Source organism: Hymenobacter norwichensis DSM 15439 (assembly GCF_000420705.1).
Classification (GTDB): Bacteria; Bacteroidota; Bacteroidia; order Cytophagales; family Hymenobacteraceae; genus Hymenobacter; species Hymenobacter norwichensis.
In genome coordinates this window covers 285,183-308,222 of the sequence record NZ_ATVL01000012.1, presented here as the reverse complement: position 1 = coordinate 308,222, position 23,040 = coordinate 285,183, and the positions used below count along the sequence as shown (strand labels likewise).

General features: G+C 56.8%; 16 protein-coding genes. 12 read left to right on the top strand and 4 right to left on the bottom strand.

All coding sequences use genetic code 11. The features are described 5' to 3' along the window. Nucleotides 1-96: 96 nt before the first annotated feature. From rpiA to G536_RS0123985, 3 genes are all read right to left on the bottom strand, one after another. Nucleotides 97-846: a ribose-5-phosphate isomerase RpiA gene (gene rpiA, locus G536_RS29640; RefSeq protein WP_022826157.1), complete on the bottom strand. Its 750-nt coding sequence runs from the start codon at nucleotides 844-846 to the stop codon at nucleotides 97-99. 89 nt (nucleotides 847-935) lie between these two features. Continuing rightward, nucleotides 936-2,993, bottom strand: coding sequence for a kojibiose hydrolase (locus G536_RS0123990; RefSeq protein ID WP_022826156.1), 2,058 nt, complete (start codon nucleotides 2,991-2,993; stop codon nucleotides 936-938). Between the two features lie 61 nt (nucleotides 2,994-3,054). Further along, a complete protein-coding gene (locus tag G536_RS0123985) occupies nucleotides 3,055-4,683 on the bottom strand; it encodes a DUF6377 domain-containing protein (RefSeq protein WP_157530904.1) in 1,629 nt (542 codons plus the stop codon). 768 nt (nucleotides 4,684-5,451) lie between these two features. Here G536_RS0123985 and G536_RS0123980 point away from each other — a divergent pair. The 12 genes from G536_RS0123980 (at nucleotide 5,452) to G536_RS0123925 (ending at nucleotide 21,533) form a co-directional block, all read left to right on the top strand. After that, nucleotides 5,452-7,194, top strand: coding sequence for a glycoside hydrolase family 13 protein (locus tag G536_RS0123980; RefSeq protein WP_022826154.1), 1,743 nt, complete (start codon nucleotides 5,452-5,454; stop codon nucleotides 7,192-7,194). Between the two features lie 243 nt (nucleotides 7,195-7,437). Beyond that, nucleotides 7,438-10,380 (top strand): SusC/RagA family TonB-linked outer membrane protein, encoded by a 2,943-nt coding sequence (locus G536_RS0123975; protein WP_084708848.1) that lies wholly within the window; start codon nucleotides 7,438-7,440, stop codon nucleotides 10,378-10,380. A gap of 19 nt (nucleotides 10,381-10,399) precedes the next feature. After that, nucleotides 10,400-11,965, top strand: coding sequence for a RagB/SusD family nutrient uptake outer membrane protein (locus tag G536_RS0123970; protein WP_022826152.1), 1,566 nt, complete (start codon nucleotides 10,400-10,402; stop codon nucleotides 11,963-11,965). A 485-nt stretch (nucleotides 11,966-12,450) separates the two neighbouring features. Beyond that, complete coding sequence (locus G536_RS0123965; protein ID WP_022826151.1) at nucleotides 12,451-13,332, top strand: sugar phosphate isomerase/epimerase family protein; 882 nt, start codon at nucleotides 12,451-12,453, stop codon at nucleotides 13,330-13,332. A 50-nt stretch (nucleotides 13,333-13,382) separates the two neighbouring features. Next, a complete protein-coding gene (locus G536_RS0123960) occupies nucleotides 13,383-15,059 on the top strand; it encodes a GMC oxidoreductase (RefSeq protein ID WP_022826150.1) in 1,677 nt (558 codons plus the stop codon). Nucleotides 15,060-15,070: 11 nt separating this feature from the next. Then, nucleotides 15,071-15,688 (top strand): gluconate 2-dehydrogenase subunit 3 family protein, encoded by a 618-nt coding sequence (locus tag G536_RS0123955; RefSeq protein ID WP_022826149.1) that lies wholly within the window; start codon nucleotides 15,071-15,073, stop codon nucleotides 15,686-15,688. Between the two features lie 114 nt (nucleotides 15,689-15,802). Then, the gene (locus G536_RS0123950; protein WP_071837809.1) at nucleotides 15,803-16,954 is read left to right on the top strand and encodes a Gfo/Idh/MocA family protein; all 1,152 of its coding nucleotides are present in this window, start codon (nucleotides 15,803-15,805) and stop codon (nucleotides 16,952-16,954) included. A gap of 6 nt (nucleotides 16,955-16,960) precedes the next feature. After that, on the top strand, nucleotides 16,961-18,013 hold the full coding sequence (locus G536_RS0123945) for a sugar phosphate isomerase/epimerase family protein (RefSeq protein ID WP_022826147.1): 1,053 nt from the start codon (nucleotides 16,961-16,963) through the stop codon (nucleotides 18,011-18,013). 12 nt (nucleotides 18,014-18,025) lie between these two features. Beyond that, on the top strand, nucleotides 18,026-18,496 hold the full coding sequence (locus tag G536_RS0123940; protein ID WP_022826146.1) for a c-type cytochrome: 471 nt from the start codon (nucleotides 18,026-18,028) through the stop codon (nucleotides 18,494-18,496). A gap of 64 nt (nucleotides 18,497-18,560) precedes the next feature. Further along, nucleotides 18,561-19,817: a nucleoside permease gene (locus tag G536_RS0123935; protein WP_022826145.1), complete on the top strand. Its 1,257-nt coding sequence runs from the start codon at nucleotides 18,561-18,563 to the stop codon at nucleotides 19,815-19,817. A gap of 8 nt (nucleotides 19,818-19,825) precedes the next feature. Next, nucleotides 19,826-20,713: a hydroxypyruvate isomerase family protein gene (locus G536_RS0123930; RefSeq protein WP_026880537.1), complete on the top strand. Its 888-nt coding sequence runs from the start codon at nucleotides 19,826-19,828 to the stop codon at nucleotides 20,711-20,713. 49 nt (nucleotides 20,714-20,762) lie between these two features. Continuing rightward, nucleotides 20,763-21,533 (top strand): 3-keto-disaccharide hydrolase, encoded by a 771-nt coding sequence (locus G536_RS0123925; protein ID WP_026880536.1) that lies wholly within the window; start codon nucleotides 20,763-20,765, stop codon nucleotides 21,531-21,533. Between the two features lie 33 nt (nucleotides 21,534-21,566). Here the strand turns inward: G536_RS0123925 and G536_RS29635 are convergent, their stop codons facing one another. Next, nucleotides 21,567-22,970: a pectate lyase family protein gene (locus tag G536_RS29635; RefSeq protein ID WP_051167084.1), complete on the bottom strand. Its 1,404-nt coding sequence runs from the start codon at nucleotides 22,968-22,970 to the stop codon at nucleotides 21,567-21,569. Between the last annotated feature and the right edge of the window lie 70 nt (nucleotides 22,971-23,040).

The window sequence follows — 23,040 nt, the reverse complement described above, 5'->3', positions numbered from 1 at the left end:
CGCCTGCTGATGTACGATTACTAACTCAACGATGCCACGCGAGATGCTTCGGCGCCGCCTCTGCATGACGTTATTACTTACCGCCGTTTGTCTACCTCACGGTAACTCCGTGAAATCAGAAGCAAGCTGTGGCTCCACGCCTGCCCGCAGCACCTCTACCCGATCCTCACGCACGACTAAAGCCGCTTTGGCTATGCCAAGGAACAAGCCGTGCTCCACGATACCGGGAATCGTGATAAGCTGACTGGCTAATTTCTGCACGTCATTCAACTGTCCGAAATGGCAGTCAACCAGCTGGTTTTTCTGATCAGAAAGTACTTGCTTGCTGGGGTCTTGCCGGTCCATACGCACTACGGGGTTGCCGCCCAGGGCAGCCACGGCGTCCAGCACCCACGGCAGGGCAAACGGCACCACTTCTAGCGGCAGCGGGAACTTGCCCAACTGCGCCACCGCCTTCGACGAATCAGCCACGACCAGCATGTAGTCGGAAGCCGTAGCTATTATCTTTTCCCGCAGCAATGCCCCTCCCCCACCTTTAATTAGGTTGAGCTGCGGGTCCAGCTCATCGGCTCCGTCCACCGTCAAATCGAAGCGCAGGCCTCGGCGGGGCTCCACCAGCGGGATGCCTACTTGGCGGGCCAGGTTTTCGCTAGCTAATGAAGTGGCTGTGCCCTGAATGCGCAACTCACCGGCGCGTACTTTCTCCCCTAGCTGCGTGATGAAATGGGCGGCGGTGCTGCCGGTACCCAAGCCCACTAGCATCCCGTCGCGCACCCATCGCATGGCAGCGCGGGCGGCGTGTTGTTTTTCCTGGTCGAGGTGGTCGGTGTTGGGAGTTGAAGCCATGGAGTGCGGAAGTAACGCTCGTGGGGTGGTACGCCAAGGCAAAGCGCAACGCCAGAACTACTGCCGTTGCGCTTCGCTCTGCCTGCTTACTAGCGCCCCACCGAATAGGTTTTGCGCTGCACCCCTACCCCCGTTATTTTCACCGACTGCCAATTGGTGGGCAGCGTGGTTTTGCGCTGTACAATACCCGTTGGGGTAATATCGAGTCCGCCAAAACCCATCATCACCGCTTGTAGCACGCCGCCGGCGCCAGTAGCAAAGTAAGGATTGGTACCGCCTTTGGTTTCGGCAATGACGCGGAAAGGCGGCAGCAGGTTGGGCACATAGGCATCTTCAAAGAAGTGCTGCGCCTTGGCCCCGTCGCCTAGGCGGGCATAAAGCAACGAGAAAATGGCCTGCGTCATGGCGGGAGTGCCTTCGTTGGGCACGCGCGTTTCATAGTACGTTAGGTCTTTGCGGATTTGGGCGGGGCTGGTGACGGTCTTCAGCGGATAGGCCAGCAGGTTTACGTCGCCCTGTTTAATACCCTCGCCGTGGTAGGTGGCGTGCTCCTGGGTGGTGCCGTCGGGCAAATGCAGAATGGGAATGTTCTGGGCGACTTGCAGCCAGTCGGGGTTGGCGCGCAAGCCTAGCAGTTTGGCAGCATCGGTGGCAGCTTGCAGATTGGCTTGGGCGGCGGCGTTGGTAAAGGCATCGTTGTCTACATTCTCGGCCCACTCATCGGACGCTACCACGTTCTTGATGTCGTAGTGGCCGGGGCCGTTGCGCTCCACCCGGCTGGCCCAGAAGTCGGCGGTGGCGGAGAGGATCGGCCAGCCTTTCTCGCGTAGCCACTCCTTGTCCTGGGTCACGCAGTAGTACTGCCACGCGGCTAGTGCCACGCAGGCCGAAATGTGGTGCTCGAACGGTCCGCTCAAGGCCCACACCGGCGTTTCCTCTACGCCGGTATCGGCGCTTTCCCAAGGATACATGGCACCCTTGTAGCCGTGCGCAAAGGCGTTGCGGCGGGCCATGTCGAGGCGCTGAAATCGGTACTCTACCAACGACTTCGCAATATCCGGGTGCAGCACCAGCAAGGCCGGGAACATCCATAAGTCGGAATCCCAGAACACGTGCCCGTTGTAGCCCAGCCCCGAAAGCCCCATCGGTGAGGACGAATACTCGGTGCCGGCCCGCGAGAAGCTGTACAAGTGGTAGAGCATGCTGTGCACGTCTTGCTGGGCCTGCGCGTCGCCGGTTATTTGGATGTCGCTGCGCCACAAGTCCTGCCAGGCTTTGGCGTGAAAGTCAAGCAGCCGTTGCCGCCCTTCCAGGCGGGCGAAAATAGTCAGGCGCTCAGCTTCATTGAGCGGGTCAGGGTGGTGGGCGGAGGTGATGGATGAGCCTGCCACAGCGTAGGCGTACTTCTGCCCTGCCTTCAAGCTCCGGCTGAACTTGATGAGGTGCATGTTGTTGTCCCACATTTCGTGGATGATGCGCGGCTCCTGCCCGTGCGGCTCCTCGAACAGAAAGCTGTTGCTGGCACAAAGCAGCAGCTTGCCAGTGGGGCTTTTGGCCGACGACGTGAGCAAACTCAGCGTGGTATGTGGTCGGTCGATTTCGTTGTAGTAGTTCTGCACATCGCGCAGGGCATCAGGGGCTTCCATCACACTGGCGGCCGTGAGAGCCACGTCCCTTTTGGCCGTGATGGACACATCGAGCAGCACCGTGAACGGCAAGTGGCGCAGGGCGTAATACGTGTAGCTGATGCTGGCTTTGTCTTGGTAGTCGAAAGTGGTGGTGAGTGAGGCACGCTGCATATCCAACTGCTGCCGGAAGTTGGTGGCATCCTGCGCATTGAGGCGGTGGCCGTCCACTTCCAGGTACATATTCAGCAGGTTGAAGCTGTTGAGGAAATTGCTGACCCGCCCCCGGCCGTACTGGTCGTAGGCCCCAGCCAGCACCACGTTCTTTACCTGAAACGGCACCGGCGCCGATACAATGCCCAGCATACCGTTGGCCACCGTCACGCCGTAATAGTTACTGGGTTCGATTTTATCGGCGGTGATGCGCCAGGGGTCGGGCGTTTGGGCAGTCAGAGGGTGAACACCAGCTAGCAGCCACACCAGTAAAGCAAGGGGCAGGCCGCACCGAAAGGAAGCAAGCATACGGACGCAAAGAAAAGATGACGGGCAACAGCCCAACTTGATGATTTTCAGCCAACAGATACTAGCCGACGGACGCAGCGGCGGCTTCCCAGGCCGTTTCCCAGTCTTCGGTGGGTGTGGCCTGAATGGCCAGAATACGTGCCTCAAAGGCTTCGTTGGGCACGAAGGAGCGGTTTTTTACCCGCGTTTTGTAGGCGTACACCGTATGGATGGAGTAGCCTAGCACCCGACTAATCTGCTCACTATCGGCAATGCCCAGCCGGATCAGCGCAAATATGCGTAACTCGGTGTTAAGCAATTGATCCTCTGATAGAACTATTCTATCCGCTTCCGCAAACAAAGCATTGAAGTCCGTCACGAAGTTAGGAAACAGCCGCACGAACACCGTGTCGAAGCCCTTGAACAGGTTAGTGCGCTCCTCTTTGATGTCAATGTCCTCAACCAAGCGTTGCGCCGTAGCAGCCTGCTTGGTTTTCAGCAGCGTACTGAGTTTGCGCTGCAAGTCTTCCAGCTGATTGACGTAGCGCGAAGAGTTGCTAAAGTAGTAACCAATGTACTCTTCCTTGATATGATTGGCTTCGTTTAGCCCCCGGTTCAGTTCTTGGAGCTTGGTGTTGAGCTGGTGCTGCGTGTAATTGGCTTCCTGTAGCTTGCTGTTGTTGACGTGCAACTCCTGGTTGGTGGTGGCTAGCAATTGCCCGGCTTTGCGCAGACGCCGCAGTTGCAGATAAATCACCAGCGCCAAGCCTAGCACCAATGCTGCCAACAACCCAATAGCCCAGGCCGAGCTGCGAGCCTGCTGCCGCTGGCTTTCCACCAAGCTTATCTTCTGCCCATCAATAAGAGCGGCAATCGACGACATTTGCAACTGCCGTTGGCGGGCACGATAGAACACCGCCATTTCCTTGGCCGCGTTGATATAGGTATAAGCCCGTTGCAGCTCGCCTTTCTGGTAGCAGTACGTTGAGACGCTGAAAAGGGCAATACCCTCCTTAGTGGCTGACCTGATATCATTTATAGCCGCTAACGTCATCAATTCTAGCGCCTTATCGTGCTGCCCGGCCCTTTCAAAAATCAAAGCCAACGAGCTGGCCGACATAGCCACTTGGTGCGGAGTCAAGGACAAGCCTTGCATTTGGTTATAAGCGGCAATACCGGCGCGCAAGTCGTTTTTCTGGCGGGCTTGAAATATCCGTTGGTTGAGGTAGATGTATGAACCAGCCGGTTCGTGCCGGGCCACCGTGTCGGCATAGGCGTAGGCTTTGGCTTTATAGAACGGCTGGAAGTAGCCATCTTGGTCGTATTCAGCTAGTTCTACAGATACGATACTGTAGACTTCATAATACTCGGCTTGGTATTGGGGCTCTAGCTGTCGAACATTGATGACTTCCAACGTATCGAAGGCATCTTTGAACAGACCAGCTGAGCGGAGGGTGTGCGCTAGTTTGGTACGGGCTGTTTGCAGCTTCGCCGGGTCGCGCAGTTGCCGGGCCAGCTTGTTGAGCTTCAGACTGTAAGCAAAGGCCGAGTCGTATTTAAACACCTGATACTCATCGCAAATCAGCAGCACCGCACTGAAACTGGCGGCTTTATCCTGCTGATTGGCGACCAGGGCAGCTTTCAGCCTGGTGAGGCGCTCAAGCCGCTGTTGGTCGTAGAGGTGCTGCTGGGTTAGGGTACGGTCAAGCACTTGCAGCAAGCTGTCTGTCCGCCCTCCCCAAGCCAAGGTTGGCAGCATCCACAGTAGCAAGCTGTAAATCCCAGAAAACCAAAATACTCTTGGCATAGGCAGCAACAACACGAACTGGATTAGTGAGTAGGCAATTACTAACTATTATTTAACACACAAGTTACCATTTTACTCTTGTTAAGCTCAACATAGCTTGGTCTGTTTCAAGCTCATGGGTAGCAAGGATAGCAAATCACTTTAGTAAGTGAGACCATAGAACATATCATATTTTGTTTTTCAGTTGATTTCTATCATTTGTTCTGAAGCCAGTATGATTGGTTATCTGAAATGTACTAGTTCAATAAAATTGTATCGAAACTCCAACCAACAGTGATTTGATAAGAGAATCTGAACAATAAAAGACACCTACATACTTAATAATAGCCTGATATTTTACAGCATATATTTAGATACAAAATACTGAAAATCAGTTGCTTAATTGTAGTATGTACTAATATTTTTTCTAATAAGGCCAATGCTGATTTCCAAAAGAAACGGTAAGCTGATTCTTTTGCTACATCTGATTCGCAAACGTTTGCGATACTAAGATACAGTGTCGATTGGTTTAGCCCTTCTATTGCCCATTAGTCATTCATCAAGGCACAGTAGAGTACTCAGTTATACTTCTCTTTTAGGCTTGAATGCGTGCATCGCTGAATTGCTATTAGCAGTGGCTCCCCGCTTTTTCTTTGTATGAAAAACCTGTATTGTCTATTATCTGCGTTATTGATGTTACTGCTGGCTGCCTGTCAGCAGGGCACCAAGACGGAAACTGCTGCCACCACGGCAGTTGGAGCCGGCGCAGATACCGAGGCAGTCAGCAAAAAGCCCGGCTGGTGGAAGGAAACAGTGGTATACCAACTCTATCCGCGCAGTTTCCAGGATAGCAACGGCGACGGAATAGGCGACTTAAAAGGTATTATTTCGCGTCTTGATTACTTGAAAAGTATCGGTGTGGGTACAGTTTGGCTGAACCCAATTTACGCCTCTCCTAACGACGACAACGGCTACGATATATCTGATTACCGGCAGATTATGCCGGAATTTGGCACCATGCAGGACTTCGACGCACTGCTCAAAGGCCTGCACCAGCGCGGCATCAAGCTGGTGATGGACTTGGTGGTCAATCATAGCTCCGACGAGCACGAATGGTTTAAACAGGCGCGCAACTCCCGCACCAGCCCGTACCGCGACTATTACTACTGGTGGCCCGCCGAAAAGGGCACGCCACCAGCGCGTTACAGCACTTTCGATGTGAAGCGCAACGCCTGGCAGTATGATTCGCTCACTAAGGCCTACTACCTGCACATCTTCTCGCGCAAGCAGCCCGACCTGAACTGGAACAATCCCAAGCTCCGCCAGGAGGTGCATAACATTATGCGCTTCTGGCTGGACAAGGGCATCGATGGTTTTCGGATGGACGCCTTCCAGTTTGTGGCCAAAGACCCCGCGTTTCCGCCCATGCCGGGCCTCAATGACCAGAACTTCGCCAATGCCTACAACCACGGCCCCCACCTGCATGAGTACCTCCAGGAAATCAACCGCGAGGTGCTTAGCAAGTACAACGTGATGAGCGTGGCCGAAGGCGCGGGCCGCAACGTCACGGAAGCCATGCTGTTCGTGGACCCCGCCCGCAAGGAATTGGACATGACCTACCACTTCGAAGGCACCGGTGTAGGCAGCAGCTCTGACACTTATCAGCTTACCGAACTCAAGCGCGTCTTCACGAAATGGGACAGCACGTTCGCCCAGAAAGGCTGGCAGGCTCTCGACCTGGGCAACCACGACCAGCCCCGGATGGTGAGCAAGTTCGGCGACGACCGGCCGGCCTTTCGCACCTACTCGGCGCAGCTGCTGAACACGTTTCTGCTGACCATGCGCGGCACACCCTATTGCTACAACGGCGACGAGCTGGGCATGACCAACATCCGGTTCGACAACATGGCCGACTACCGCGACGTGGCGGCACTCAACGGCTACGCACTGGTGCGCAGCCAGGGCGGCAACCAAGCCGCTTATATCAAGCAGCTCCAGCGCTTCTCGCGCGACAACAGCCGAACCCCTTTTCAGTGGAATGCCATCGCCAACGCGGGCTTCACCACTGGCACGCCCTGGCTGAAAATCAACCCCAACTACCTCACCATCAATCAGGCGGCGGAGGAAAAAGACTCCAGCTCGGTGCTGAACCACTTCCGCCGGGCCATCCAACTGCGCGACAAGCACAAAGTGCTGGTGTACGGCCAATACCGGCTGCTCGACCCGGCCAATCCTCACATCTACGCCTACACTCGCACCCAAGGCAACGACAAAGTGCTGGTGGCGCTCAACTTCTCTTCCGAGAAGCGCACCTGGGCCCTGCCCACCGGCTTGGTCCCGACTGGTACGCCTTGGCTCAACAACTACCCTACCACGCCCAGTGGCTCTTCCTTCGAGCTACAGCCCTGGCAGGCCGTGGTAATGCCGCTGCTGTAGAAATAACCACCCCTTCTATCCATTGCACTGATTTTCGTTCTTGCTCAGCCCGCTTTGTTGCTTACCTCGAAATCGTTTGCGTGAAGTCAATACAGCTACTGAACCCTTTCAACATTCCCATCTTTTCATTCTCCTTGTATGAGCTACAAACGGTACACTTCAACTGAGTACTCGCCAGTAAGAGTCGTTGCTGACAGGCCACATTGGCTGAAAGTGGCACTGGCTCCTATTGTCGTGATGAGCATGCTCCCCTCTCTGGGCCAAGCTCAAACCACTCGCCCGGTATCAGGCAAAGTGGTTGATGCACAGTCGGCGGGCCTGCCTGGTGTGACGGTGGTTGTGACGGGTACCACCGTAGGCGCCAGCACCAGCGGCGACGGTAGTTTCGAGCTGCAAGTGCCGGCTACGGCTACCACCCTCACGGTTTCCTACGTAGGCTACGCCTCGCAGCAAGTCAACATCACCGGCAAGTCGTCGGTGCAGGTGACGCTGAAAGAGGATGCGCAGTCGCTGAGCGAAGTAGTGGTAGTGGGCTACGGTACAGCGCGCAAGCAGGACGTAACCGGTGCCGTGGCCGTAATTGGTGAGAAGGACTTCAACAAGGGCACGTTCACGTCGCCGGACCAACTGCTGCAAGGCCGTGTGTCGGGGGTACAAGTGGGCAACAACAGCGGCCAGCCCGGCGGCCCGACTACCATCCGCATTCGAGGAAACTCGGCCGTAACAGGCTCAGGACAGCCACTTTATGTGGTAGACGGCGTACCCCTCGATGGCCGTACAGCACGGCCCGGTCTGGCCGCCTCAGCCGACGTGGGAGCGGGTGCCGACAGTAACCCGCTCAACTTCCTCAACCCCGATGATATTGAGACCTTTACGGTACTGAAAGATGCCTCGGCCACCGCTATTTACGGCTCTCGTGCTGCCTATGGGGTAGTGCTCATTACCACCAAAAAAGGCAACTCCGGCGCCCCCGTGCTGAGCGTGGGTGTATCGGGTGGCTTCTCGAAGCTGCTGCGCCGGCCTGAGTTTCTCAACGCCAGCCAGTACCGGGAAGCCATTGGCTACTACGGAGCGCCGGCCAGCAACGATAAAGGCGGCGACGTAGACGCGCTAGACGAAATTCTGCGCACCGGCTACCTTCAGAACTACAACGTAGCCATGAGCGGCGGCGGCGAAACCGGCCGTTACCGTCTCTCACTCGGCTACCTCGACCAGGATGGTATCGTCAACAAAACCGGTTTCAAGAAGTACAGCGCCAATCTGTCCACCAACCTGCAATTTCTGGAAAGCAAAAAACTGGGCGTTGATGTGAACATTGCCACCAGCCAGTTCCGCGAACAGCTGGCCAACATCACCACCGACGCCGGCTTCCGGGGCAGCCTCATTGGGCAGGCCCTGCAATGGAACCCCACGCAGCCATTGCGCAACCCTGATGGCTCGCTCTTCATTCAGTCCGGCGACGTGGTGAACCCCCTCGCGGCCCAAGAGCTATACGACGATAACTCGCGGGTGAACACCATACTGGCCAGCATCGCGCCTTCGTATAAGTTCGCCGACTGGCTTAATTACCGGATGCTGCTGAGCGTGAACTATAACTCCGGCGAGCGACGCACGTCCATCAACCAGCGCCTGATCAACTACCCCGGTATTGAAAATCAGGGCTTTGCGAGCATTAGCAACAACGAACTGACCACGCAGCAAATGGTCCACACGCTGAACTTCAATAAAACCGTTGCTACCGACCTGAACCTGAATGCTGTGGTGGGCTACGAGTATACGAAGTTCATCAACTTGGGCTCCAGCATAAGCGCCTACGGCAACCCGGCTACGGGAGGCTTCGGAAACTTTGGCCTCGACTATACCAACTACATCCAGTCTTCGGCCACCGGCTCACGCACCATTTCATCGTTCAGGGACCCTAGTTCAGCGCTGCAATCCTTTTTTGGCCGGGCTATTTTCAACTACAAGGACCGCTACGTGCTGACCGGCACCCTGCGCCGCGACGAAAGCAGCAAGTTCGGCGCCAACGAGCGAGTAGGTTACTTCCCTTCGTTTGCCTTCGCCTGGGACCTGAGCCAGGAGTCCTTCTTCCCAGCGGAGAAGCTCACCCAACTCAAACTGCGGACCGGCTACGGCCTCACCGGCAACCAGGAATTCCCGGCGGGTGCCGCCCAGGACCGCTTCGAGATTCGCGACAACGGAGCACAGATCCCGCTTAACAGCCGTAACGAGAACTTGAAATGGCAGGCCGACCGCCAGTTCAACGTGGGCATCGACATTGGAGCGTTTGAGAACCGCCTCACCTTCACCGCGGACTATTTCAATAAAACCACCAGCGACATCCTGTTCCCAACTGTGCCGGGCCAGCCCGCGCCGCAGGTACAGGCCATCTTCTGGGACAACCTCGACGGTAAAATTGTGAACAAAGGGGTGGAAATGTCGTTGGGCACCACACTCGTGCGCAACGATAAGGTGGAGGTCGGCTTTAACGCCAACGCCACTTTCATCCGCAACGAAGTGAAAGACCTAGTTGGAGCCGACATTATAACCGGCGCTATCAACGGGCAGGGGTTGTCGGGGTCTACCTCGCAGCTTATCCGCAGCGGTTATCCACTGAACGCCTTCTTCCTGCCTCGCTACAACGGCCTGAATGAACAGGGCCTGTCGAACCCAGTAGACCTGGCAAACCTCGTTTATGCCGGCAGTCCTAACCCCCGTACGCTGCTGGGTTTGAGCGCCAATGCCCGCTACGGCAAACTTTCGTTGGTTGCCAACATGACCGGCGTATTCGGTCAGTACATCTACAACAACACGCTTAATGCAGTAGGCAACGTGGGGCAGATTGGGGCTGGCAAAAACATTGCCCTCTCCACCTTCGAGAACCCCATTAAGGAGTCGATTGGCAACCCGGCGGCAGCTACTACGCGCTACCTTGAGAAAGGCAACTACCTGAAAATGTCGAACTTGACGCTAGCCTACGCCTTCGGCAATGTGGGTAGCGTTGTGAAAGGGGCCCGCGTGTACATCACAGGTCAGAACCTGTTTGTGATTACCAAATACGATGGGTTTGATCCGGAAATCAACACGGTGAAGCGCAGTGCCAACCAGGTGCCTTCGGTTGGGATTGACTACCTGCCCTACCCTAGCGCCCGCACCTTCACGCTTGGTGTCAACTTCAACCTGTAATCTCTAACTTATTCCCACCATGAAATACGCTAAGATTGCCAGTGCCATTACGTTGCTGACTTTGTTGCAAGGTGCTACTAGCTGTGATGTTGATGAAACATTGCAAGGTCAGCTCTCCCTAGACCAAATTCCGCGCGGCGACCCGGCGGCCCTGCTCCAGGGGGTATACAACGCCCAGCGCGACCCTATTCAAGGCTGCGTGAGTGTATTTGCCCTCGAAGAAGTATCAACTGACGCGCGCATTATGCCCACCCGCGGGCCAGACTGGGACGACAACGGCAAGTGGCGGGCCCTATTCAACCACACCTGGGACCCCAACAACGAGCGGGTACGCGACACGTTCAACCAGCTGGAAGGTATCATCTTCGCTTCCACTGACCTGTTGCGCTTCGACCCCACGCAGCAGCAGCAAGCTGAATCCCGGTTTCTGCGGGCCTGGGCCACGTACCTCCTCCTCGACCTTTACGACCAAGTGCTGTACCGGGAGCCAGGCGAGCCGCTGAACGAGCCCGCCAAAGTGCGCCAAGGCTCTGAGGCGCTCAACTACATTGTGAGTGAGCTTACCGCCATTCAGAATAACCTGCCCGACGCTCCCGTTAGTAAAGCTACCAAGGATGCCGCTCGGGTGCTGCTGATGAAGTGCTACCTCAACAAAGGAGTGTACGCCAACCGGCAGTCGCCCACCTTCGCGGCGGCCGACATGAACCAAGTAATTGCACTGGCCGACCAGATTATCAATAGCAACAAGTACTCATTCACCACCAACTACTTCGACAACTTTGCGCCCAACAACGGTGCAATTGGCCGGGAAAACATCTTCACGCAGGAAAACACGTTCGGCAACAGCGGCCCCACGCGCGACTTCTGGAAGTTTATTTCGCACTACAACATGCGGCCTGTAGACGGCTACAATGGCCCGGCTACCACTGCTGGGTTCTACGACTTGTTTGAAGCAACCGACAAGCGCCGGGGAGTGGCGTACGATATCAGTGGCGGCCCCGCTAACCCCGGCCGCCGCATCAACGTGGGCTTCCTGGCTGGCCAGCAGTACAATCTCCTTACTGATGCTCCGCTCACTACCCGTGGCGGTGCTCCATTGTCTTTCACCAGGGATATCAACCTCTCCGAAACCGGTTCCGACCTCGAAGCCAAAGGCATTCGGCCCAACAAATATCCGGTTGACTATGTGAGCGAAGGCAAAGGTGGTAACGGGTGCGAAAATGACCACGTGACCTTCCGGCTAGCCGATGTGCTTCTGATGAAAGCCGAAGCTATTCTGCGCGGTGGCACGGCCACCAGCGCCGGCACGTACGGCGCTACCCCGTTGGCTATTGTTAACTCGGTACGCACTCATCCTTCGCGCGGTGCCAGCGCCCTGACCAACCTCACGCTGGACGTACTGCTCGATGAGCGGGGCCGGGAGCTATACGGCGAGTCGTGGCGGCGGCAGGATATGGTTCGGTTCGGCAAGTTTCTGCTAGCTCGCAAAGACAAGCCCCTGAGTGACCCAAAGTATTTGGTTTACCCAGTGCCGAAAAATCAGGTAGATATTAACCGGAACATCACTCAGAATCCTGGCTACTAATTGTAGCTTACTTGAACTACCTGACAGTAGCAGTTAGCCTATGGCTGGCTGCTACTGCTGGTACTAGGCAAAAGAGTAGCACTATATAGAAGCCTCTGCATTATTTATACCCCAGATTAGTGCTTGGCATCTTCCGGAAATAAAACGTTCGGCTCTTCGCCCTAGTGATAGTTGTTTTTTAGGTGAGTCGCTTCATCAAGCAGTCCGATACAAGCAACTGATTATGAGCTAAGAATACTCAGTACTCATGTGTGCGCTAGGTGTATAAGTACCCACTCACCACAAGGTTAAATCACAACAATAACTAAGAAAAAGCTTGCATTGGCAGAGCAAGCAACGATACCTTGGGTAACTCAACTGCTGCATCCACACACATTTTAAGTTGTCTTCTTGATTGTAAGGGCTTTTAAAACAGGCTACAACTGCCTGCTACAGCCTACTGCCACTTACAGCACAACTTCTCTCTCTTCCACCCTTTCCGCCTTATGACCTCCCGCCGTTCCTTTGCCAAGTCCGCCGCTCTTTTTTCTGCGGGGGTACTGACCTCGCCTGCTCTCTTCGCCAAAGGCCAAACGGATATTGGCTTGCAGCTCTACACCCTGCGCGACGCCATGCAGAAAGACCCCATGGGCACACTGGTTCGCGTAGCTAAGATGGGCTATACTACGGTGGAAGGAGCTACCTACACCGGTAGCGGTTTGTTCTACGGCATGGCACCCGCGGCCTTTGCTAAGGAACTGAAAAAGACAGGCCTGACCATGCCAAGCAGCCATTATCGGCTGGGCGAAGAACTATACGAAGGCAAAGCCACGGAAGGCACCATGCTGCACGGTTGGGACAAAGCCGTGGACGATGCCGCGCAAGTGGGCGTGAAATACATGGTGTGCGCCTACCTCTCGGAATCCGAGCGGGGTGGCCTCGACCACTATAAGTACGTAGCTGACCAACTCAACAAGGCCGGTGAGCGGTGCAAGAAGGCTGGCATTCAGCTTTGCTACCACAACCACGACTTCGAGTTTATGGCGCAGGATGGCAAAATGCCTTACGACCTGCTGCTAACCACCGACAAGGAACTGGTAAAGATGGAGCTAGACCTGTATTGGGCCACCAAAGCCGGCCAAGACCCAGTGGAGCTGTTCAAGAAGCACCCCGGCCGCTTCCCGCTGTGGCATGTCAAGGATATGGACAAAACGCCCGCCCGTAACTTCACTGAAGTCGGCAATGGCTCCATTGACTTCAAACGCATTTTCGCGCAGAGCAAGCTCTCAGGCATGAAGTACTTCTTCGTGGAGCAAGACCAAACGCCCGGCTCCCCTTTCGACAGCATCCAGAAGAGCATCACGCATATCAAGCGGACGTTGGTATAGCCTGCTGGCACCACGGCCCTACCCTATCTTTCCTAATCCCACCGTATTTCATGGAAAAGAACACGTATGACGCCATCGTCATTGGCTCCGGCATTTCGGGCGGCATGGCGGCTAAAGAGCTGACCGAGAAAGGCCTGAAGACCATTATGCTGGAGCGGGGCCGCAACATAGAACACGTCAAAGACTACGTGAATGCCAACAAAAACCCGTGGGAGTTACCTCACCGGGGCGGCAAAACGCAGCAGATGATCAAGGACTATCCGGTGCTCGGGCGCGACTACACGCTGAATGAGAGCAACCTGGATTACTGGGTCAATGAAAAGGAAAGCCCTTATAAGGAAGACAAGCCCTTCGACTGGTTCCGGGGCTACCACGTGGGTGGCCGCTCCCTGATGTGGGGCCGCCAGTCGTACCGCTTGAGCGACTACGACTTCACGGCCAACGCCAAGGACGGTATTGCCGTGGACTGGCCAATTCGCTACGAGGACCTAGCTCCGTGGTACAGCCGCGTAGAGAAGTTTGCTGGTATCAGTGGCTCGCGTGAGAACCTGCCTCAGCTGCCCGATGGCGATTTTATGCCACCTATGGAAATGAACGTGGTGGAGAAGGACGTGGCGGCCCGCATCAAGAAAAACTACGAGCACCGCCGCATGATTATCGGGCGGACGGCCAATATCACCCAGCCGCATAACAACCGCGTGAACTGCCAGTACCGCAACAAATGCTGGCTGGGCTGCCCATTTGGGGCGTACTTCAGCACGCAGTCGGCTACACTGCCGGCGGCCGTTGCTACCGGCAACCTTACGTTGCGGCCGTTTTCCATCGTTACCAAAATCCTCTACGACAAGGACACCAAGCGTGCCAAGGGCGTGGAAGTGCTGGACGCGGAAACCAACCAAACCTACGAGTACTTCGCCAAGGTGATTTTCCTGAACGCCTCGGCGCTCAACTCAGCGTGGGTGTTGATGAACTCGGCTACCGACGTGTGGCCCGAGGGCCTGGGCAGCAGCAGCGGCGAACTAGGCCACAACCTAATGGACCACCACTTTCGGGCGGGTGCACACGGCGACATGCCGGGCTACGAAGACAAATACGTGTACGGCCGCCGTGCCAACGGCATCTACATTCCGCGCTACCGCAACCTGTTCGGCGACAAGCGCGACTACATCCGGGGCTTCGGCTACCAGGGCAGCGCCGGCCGCGAAGGCTGGAGCCGCGACATTGCCGAAATGAGCATCGGCGGCGACTACAAGGACGCCCTGACCGAACCCGGTAAGTGGACGATGGGCATCACCGGCTTCGGCGAAACCCTACCCTACCACGACAATCGCACTTACCTCTCGAAAACCGACAAGGACAAGTGGGGCCTGCCAATTCTGGTAATGGATGCTACCATCCGCGAAAACGAGCAGAAAATGCGCATCGACATGATGGAAGATGCCAAGGAGATGCTGGAAAAAGCCGGCCTCGAAAACGTGAAGACCTACAACAACGGCTACGTGTTGGGTGGCGGTATTCATGAAATGGGCACCGCTCGCATGGGCCGCGACCCCAAAACCTCGGTGCTCAACAAGCACAACCAAGTGTGGGACGCCCCGAACGTGTACGTAACCGATGGTGCGGCCATGACTTCAGCCGCTTGCCAGAATCCTTCGCTCACTTATATGGCCCTCACGGCCCGCGCCGTGGATCATGCCGTGAGCGAAATGAAAAAGCAAAACATCTAACCTTGCCGACCATGAATAGAAGAGACGCAATGGCCCGGGTGGCCCTCATCATGGGCGGTGCCCTCATCAGCGGCGACTATCTGCTGAGCGGCTGCACCACCGATACCGACAACAAAAAGGAAACCGCCAAAACAAAATCGGCAGATAAGGCCCCACCTAAGCTGGCTGAAGTACTGGACGCCAAGCAAATCAGCTTTATGAACGAGGTGGGCGAAACGATTCTGCCCGCCACTAAAACGCCCGGCGCTAAGGCTGCCGATGTAGGCAGCTTTATGGCCGTGATGGTGCGCGACTGCTACACGCCCAAGGACCAGAAAATCTTTATTGAAGGCCTCACCAAACTCGATGAGGCAGCCAAAAAGCAAGGCGGCAAAGACTTCCTGTCCTTGGACGCCGCCCAGCGTACCAAGTTGCTTACCGCCCTCGACGCCGAGCAGAAGCAGTACAGCAAAACCAAAACACTGGAGCAGCCCAACCACTACTTCCGCATGTTCAAGGAGCTGACGCTACTCGGCTTTTTCACCTCCGAGCCGGGCGCCACCAAGGCCCTCCGCTATAACCCCGTACCCGGCAAATACGACGGCGATGTACCGTATAAGAAAGGCGACCGTGCCTGGGCTACCACTTAGCCTCCTGCGAAGGCTGCTGGCTATTGAACCACTTCTGTAGAAACGAAGTAGAAAAGCTAATAGCCAGCAGCTGACAGCTGTCTAAAAGGGCTGAATAACCACAACACGTACCGCATGAAATTACGATTGGGCATGATTGGTGGGGGGCAGGGCTCCTTCATTGGAGCGGTGCACCGCATAGCGGCCTCCCTGGATGGCCTATACGAACTGGTAGCCGGTGCCTTCAGCAGCAACCCCGACACTTCCCGGGCCACCGGCCAAGAGCTTGGCTTAGCCCCCGACCGAGTGTATGCGTCCTACCAAGAGCTGGTGGAGCAAGAAGCTCAGCGGCCGGCAAATGAGCGGGTCCAGGTTATCAGCATTGTGACGCCCAACCACTTGCACTTCGCGCCCGCCAAGCTGGCTTTGGAACATGGCTTCGATGTTGTGCTGGACAAGCCGATGACGTTTTCGTTGGCCGAAGCGCAGGAACTGGCCGACGTGCTGAAATCCACTGGCCGCAAGCTGTGCCTGACGCATACCTACACCGGTTACCCCATCCTTAAGGAGGCCCGCCATCTGGTAGCTTCTGGGGCGCTGGGTACAGTGCGCAAAGTGTACGTGGAGTATCCGCAGGGCTGGTTGAGTACGCCCGAGGAAAGCGGCGAGAACAAGCAGGCTGCCTGGCGCACCGACCCCGCCCGTAGCGGCATAGCCGGTGCCATGGGCGACATTGGCACCCACGCTTTCAACCTGCTCGAATATGTGAGCGGCCTGCACGTAACGGAACTATGCGCCGACATCAACACCGTAGTGCCCAACCGTCGCCTCGATGACGACGGGGCTGTGCTACTCAAGCTCGGCGACGCAGCTAGTGGCGTACTGGTAGCTACTCAGGTGGCGGCCGGCGAGGAAAACAACCTGCGCCTGCGCATCTATGGCGAGAAAGGCGGCCTCGACTGGCAGCAGGCCGACGCCAACACGCTGCTGGTGAAATGGCTGGACCGCCCCGCCGAAGTGCGCCGTACGGGCGCAGCCTACCTCAGCGCCGCCGCCCGCCACAACAGCCGCATCCCACCAGGCCACCCCGAGGGTTACCTGGAGGCCTTCGCCAACCTCTACCGCAACTTCGCCCTGACATTATTGGCGGAGCAGGGCGGCCCATCGGCTCCACCCGAAGCCCAGGATTACCCAAGCATCGAGGAAGGATTGCGGGGCATGGCTTTCATTGAAAACGTTATTGCCTCGGGCCAGTCTGAGCGGAAGTGGACCAAATTCACCGTGTAAAAGCGTATGAAAACCATCAAAGGACCGGGCATTTTTCTGGCGCAGTTCATCGGCGACCAAGCCCCCTTCAACAACCTGGAAAGCATCTGCGCCTGGGCTAGCAGCCAAGGCTACAAAGGCGTGCAGCTGCCTACCACTGACAGCCGCTTCATCGACCTCAAACTAGCCGCCGAAAGCCAAACCTACGCCGACGAGCTGAAAGGCAAAGTGCAGGCCGCTGGCCTGGAAATCACCGAGCTGTCGACGCATTTGCAGGGACAGTTGGTGGCCGTGAATCCGGTGTATGACCAACTGTTTGATGGGTTTGCGCCCGAAGCCGTACGCGGCAACCCCGTTGCTCGCCAGCAATGGGCGGTGCAGCAACTTACGTATGCCGCTAAGGCCTCGCGGCGACTGGGTCTCACAGCACACGCCACGTTCAGCGGGGCGTTGCTGTGGCCCTACATGTATCCGTGGCCCCAGCGCCCTGCTGGGCTGGTTGATGATGGTTTTGCCGAGCTAGGCCGGCGCTGGCGGCCTATTCTGGATGAGTTTGATGCTTGTGGGGTAGATGTGTGCTACGAAATCCACGCTGGCGAAGACCTGCACGATGGCATCAGCTACGAGCGGTTCCTGACGGAAGTGAACGACCATCCGCGCGCTTGCCTGCTTTACGACCCCTCGCACTTCGTGCTGCAGTGCCTGGATTACCTGGAGTACATCGACATCTACCACGAGCGGATTCGGGCGTTTCACGTCAAGGATGCTGAGTTCAACCCCAGCGGGCGGCAGGGCGTGTACGGCGGCTACCAAGACTGGGTGAATCGCGCCGGCCGCTTCCGCTCCCTCGGGGATGGGCAGGTTGATTTCAAGGCCATTTTCAGCAAAATGGCGCAGTACGACTACCCTGGCTGGGCTGTGCTGGAGTGGGAATGCGCCCTCAAACATCCCGAAGACGGTGCCCGCGAAGGTGCCCCATTCATTCAGAACCACATCATTCACGTCACCGATAAGGCCTTCGACGATTTTGCCGCTTCCGGCATCGACCAATCCCTTAACCAGAAGATCCTCGGTCTTTAATTACCACCTTCCATGAAAAAGGCGTTTCTTTTCCTGCTGTGCGGGCCCCTGCTCTTCTCCTGTGGCTCCGACTCCGATACCAAAAAGGCGAAAGAAGAATACACTCTGGCTGAAGCAACCGAGCCACCCCAGGACAGCGTTACGAACTCCAACCTCAGCGCCGTAGCCCGGCAGCCGCAGGTGGACACCAACGCCACCAAAATCGGCACGACGCCCGTGGGCACCCCGTCGGAAACCGGGGCCAAGCTGATTGCCGCCTCTGACTGCGCCAGCTGCCACCGCGAAAACGAGAAGCTGATTGGTCCTGCTTATCAGGACGTTGCCAAGAAATACCCCAACACGGTTGCCAACGTGAACATGCTGGCCAAGAAAATCATCACCGGTGGCAAAGGCAACTGGGGAGAAATCCCGATGACACCCCACCCCGCCCTCTCCGAAAAGGACACGCAGGAAATGGCTCGCTATATCCTGGCGCTGAAGTAGAGTCTTCTGTCATTCCGACGCTCGACTACGTACCCCTCCCCTATACTTCCAACCCCACCTGCTTATGACTGCTTCTATCCGTATCAAGCTGTCCATCATGATGTTCCTGGAGTTTTTCATCTGGGGCGCATGGTTCGTGACGCTGGGCACGTACCTGCTGCGCAACCTGGGCGCCTCGGGTACCCAAGTGGGCGTGGCCTTCCTGACGCAGTCTATCGGGGCCATTGTAGCGCCCTTTATCATCGGCCTGATTGCCGACCGTTTTTTCTCGGCGCAGAAGATTTTGGGGGTGCTGCACTTGGCGGGCGCGCTGCTGCTCTGGCGGGCTTCTTCGGCCCCAGACTTCGGCAGCTTCTACCCCAACATCCTCACCTACATGGTGTTGTACATGCCCACGCTGGCGTTGGTTAATTCCATTAGCTTCCGGCAGATGCAGAATCCGCAGAAAGAGTTTGCGCCGATTCGGGTACTGGGCACGCTAGGCTGGATTGTAGCGGGCCTCACCATTGGCTGGCTGAATTGGGAACAGACCAACAGCCTACAGGCCACCTTCCTGATGGCTGCTGGGGCTTCGGCATTGCTGGGCGTGTTCAGCTTTACGCTGCCCGCCACGCCGCCCGTCAAGCAAGGTACCTCAACTTCGATTGGTGACCTGCTCGGCCTCGATGCCATTGGCTTGCTGCGCAACCGCTCCTACCTGATCTTCTTCCTGGCGTCCATTGCCATCTGCATCCCACTGGCCTTCTATTACGGCTTCACCAATCCCTTCCTCAACGAAGTGGGCATGAAGTCGGCGGCGGGCGTACAGAGCTTGGGACAGGTATCGGAGTTGCTGTTTATGCTGGCTATTCCGCTGTTTTTCAGCAAGCTGGGCGTGAAGAAGATGCTGGCTATTGGCATGGCCGCCTGGGTGTTGCGCTACGTATTCTTCGCGTACGGCGACGGCCTCGGCAACTATTGGATGCTGATTGCCGGCATTGTGCTGCACGGCGTCTGCTACGACTTCTTCTTCGTAACGGGCCAGATTTACACCGACAATCTGGCCGGGGAACGGTTCAAAAGCTCGGCCCAAGGCTTCATCACGCTGGCCACCTACGGTGTGGGCATGCTGATTGGCACCTTGCTATCGGGCCGCATTTTCGATGCGTACCAGACCACCCCTACCACCCACGACTGGCGCATGATCTGGCTGATTCCAGCCGGTATTGCGGTGGCGGTGCTGCTGGCGTTCCTGGCGTTTTTCCGGGACCAAAAGGAGCCACAAACCGCGCCCGCAGAAGCTATTCAGGACCCAGCCACTCCTTTATCACAAGCTGTTTAACTTTCCGCATGACAAATTGGAATCGTCGATCAGCCTTGAAGGGCATGGTAACTGGGGCCGTGGCGGCCACCACGCTGGGCGTATCGGCAGCAAGCGCCTCGGATGAAACACAAGTAATTCGCGCTATGCCCTTGAAAAACAATATCAAACATTCGGTATGCCGCTGGTGCTTCGGGAAGATGTCAGTAGAGGAACTGTGCGTTGCTGCCAAAGGCATGGGCATCAAAGGCATTGACCTGGTAGGTCCGGCCGACTGGCCCACGCTCAAAAAGCACGGGCTGGATTCGCCCATGTGCAACGGCGCCGAAATCAACCTCACCGACGGCTTCAACGACCCCAAGTTTCATGCGCAGCTGCAAAAGCAGTACGCCGACATGATTCCGAAAGTGGCCCAAGCCGGCTACACCAACCTGATTTGCTTTAGCGGCAACCGCCGGGGCATGTCGGACGAAACCGGCTGGAAAAACTGCGTGGAGGGTCTGAAACCGCTCATGCCGTTGGCCGCCAAGCACAAAGTGGTGCTGGTAATGGAACTGCTCAACAGCAAAATCGACCACAAAGACTACCAGTGCGACCGGACGTGGTGGGGCGCGGAACTAGCCAAAAAGCTGGGCTCCGAGAACTTCAAGCTGCTCTACGATATCTACCACATGCAGATCGACGAAGGCGACGTCATCCGTAACCTCAGCGAGTACCACCCCTACATTGCCCACTACCACACGGCCGGCGTGCCAGGCCGCCACGAGCTAGACGACGCGCAGGAGCTGAACTACCCTGCTATTATGCGGGCCATTGTAAAAACCGGCTTCAAAGGCTTCGTAGCCCAGGAATTCATCCCGCGCCAACCCGACGGCCTCGCCTCGTTGCGCCAAGCCGTGCAGCTCTGCGACGTGTAGACACTACCTGCGCCGCCTCTTTTTTCTTCGCTCCCTAGCCTCTCCCACCATGAAATCCGCTGTCTTTGCTCTTTCTTCGCTCCTAAGCTTTTCCGCCATGGCGCAAACCCCACAAACCGGCAAACCCGAGGATACGGAGGTCTGGAAACCCGTTCCGAAAGTGGTAACCGCCACTGGCGTTTTCACCCCGCCGCCCTCCGACGCGGTAGTGCTTTTCAACGGCAAAGACCTCAGCCAGTGGGTATCGGTAGAGGACCGCAACAAGCCCGCCGGCTGGAAAGTGGCCGATGGGCTACTAACGGTGGACAAGAAGACCGGCAACATCGAAACCAAGCAGAAATTCACCAACTACCAGCTGCACCTAGAGTGGCGAGTGCCGGCCACCATTGCGGGCACCGGGCAGGTACGCGGCAACAGCGGCGTGTTTCTAGCCTCATTGGGCAAAGGTGACCTAGGCTATGAGTTGCAGATTCTGGACTCCTATCAGAACGCCACCTACGTAAACGGCATGGCCGGCAGCATCTACAAGCAGCTCATTCCACTGGCCAATCCCACCCAGAAACCTGGCCAGTGGCAATCATACGACGTAGCCTGGACGGCACCCACCTTCAACGCTGATGGTACGTTGCTGACACCGGCCCGCGTGACGGTGTTTTTCAATGGGGTGCTGGTGCAGAACAACGTACAGCTTAAAGGCGCCACCCTCTACATCGGCGCACCCAGTTACCAGGCCCATGGCCCCTCTCCTATCAAGCTCCAGTCGCACGGCGACCCAAGTGAGCCTATCAGCTACCGCAACATCTGGGTGCGGGAATTATAGGCGACGTACTGACTCCAGCTGTTCTGGGCTGAGCTAGCGACGTGTGGGTTTAGTAGCTGGCTTCACTTTGTCGGTACTAATACTCCCTGCGGCTAAGCTATTCAGATACTCTTCGAGTTGAGTGTAGCCACTAGGCGTGGTGCCGTTGCGGTCGGCAGCGTTGTCGGGGTTTAAGCTATGCGCTTTTTCCCAAGCATCCGGCATCCCATCATGGTCGGTGTCCGTGGGCGCGGGGCCACCTTTGTACTCAGGCCATCCTCCTACATCAGCTTGCGAGTCGATGATACCTTGGTGCAGACCGTAGGTGGCACTGCCGCCAGGGCTGCTACCGGTAGCCTTGCCGGTGCGAGTTTCCTGCACAATGCGTGCATCCACGGCATCGCGCACGGGTACGGTGGCCCCGGCACCGGCCAGCACCGCCCGATACGCGGCCTCGGCCGTTTCAGTAGTGATGGGCGCTAAATTAGGCGTGAGGGCGGCTTGCCGGAAGCGGGCAAAATTCACGGCTGTGGCCGGGTAGTAGTGTAGCCGGATACCCTTCCAGTTGTCGGCCGTGACTTTGGGGTAGCCCGCATCATAGTTGCCAGCGGCATACACGGTGCCTACGGGCTTGTCGGGGTTGAAAGCATCGTACGTCTGATAGACGTCGAAGATGACGGCGGCGCGGGCAGCGGGGGTGGCCGGACCGCCTTTATAGTAGTTGTTTACCATGTTGAGCTGTGCTGTACCGCCCTTAATGTTCAACTCGTTGCCATAGGCCGCATTCATGTCGCCCCAGTTGTAAATCACGTTGTTGCGGTAGTCCACTACGGCCGTGGTATCGTGGGCGCGGGCGCCGTTGAAGCGGATGGCGCGGCTGTGGTGGTGCGCAACCAGGTTGTGGTGGTAGGAGGCGTACTGCCCGCCCCATACCCCCCCGTAACCGTGGTCACCTTTCCCATTGAACGACGAGTTCAAACTCTCGCTCACCACACACCACTGCACCGTCGAGTACTTATTGTCGTAGAACGTCGCCGCTTCTTCAATCGACCAGCTCATGGAGCAGTGGTCCACAATGAAGTTCTGGCAGTTCTCTAGGTTCAGGCCATACACCCCCGATGTGTTGGCTCCCGATAGATTACCGGGCCGGGAACGGAGGTAACGCACAATGATATTGCTGCCGTGCAACTTGAAGGTGTAGTTTTTCAGGCAGATACCGTCGCCGGGTGCCGTCTGGCCGGCAATGGTAACGTTGGAGCGGTTGGGCTTAAGTGTCGATTTCAGCTCGATAATGCCGCCCACCCGAAACACGATGGTTAGCGGCTCACCAGGAAACTGCGTAAACGCGTCGCGGAAGCTGCCCGGCCCGGCGTCGTTGAGATTGGTGACTTCCACTACCTGCCCGCCCCTGCCGCCGGTAGCCAACCGGCCAAAGCCCTCAGCACCCGGAAAGGCCACAAGTTGTGCATGCGCCGGAACAGCTACTGAAGCGCCCAAAAACACCCAGAAAGGAACGATACAGCGGGTA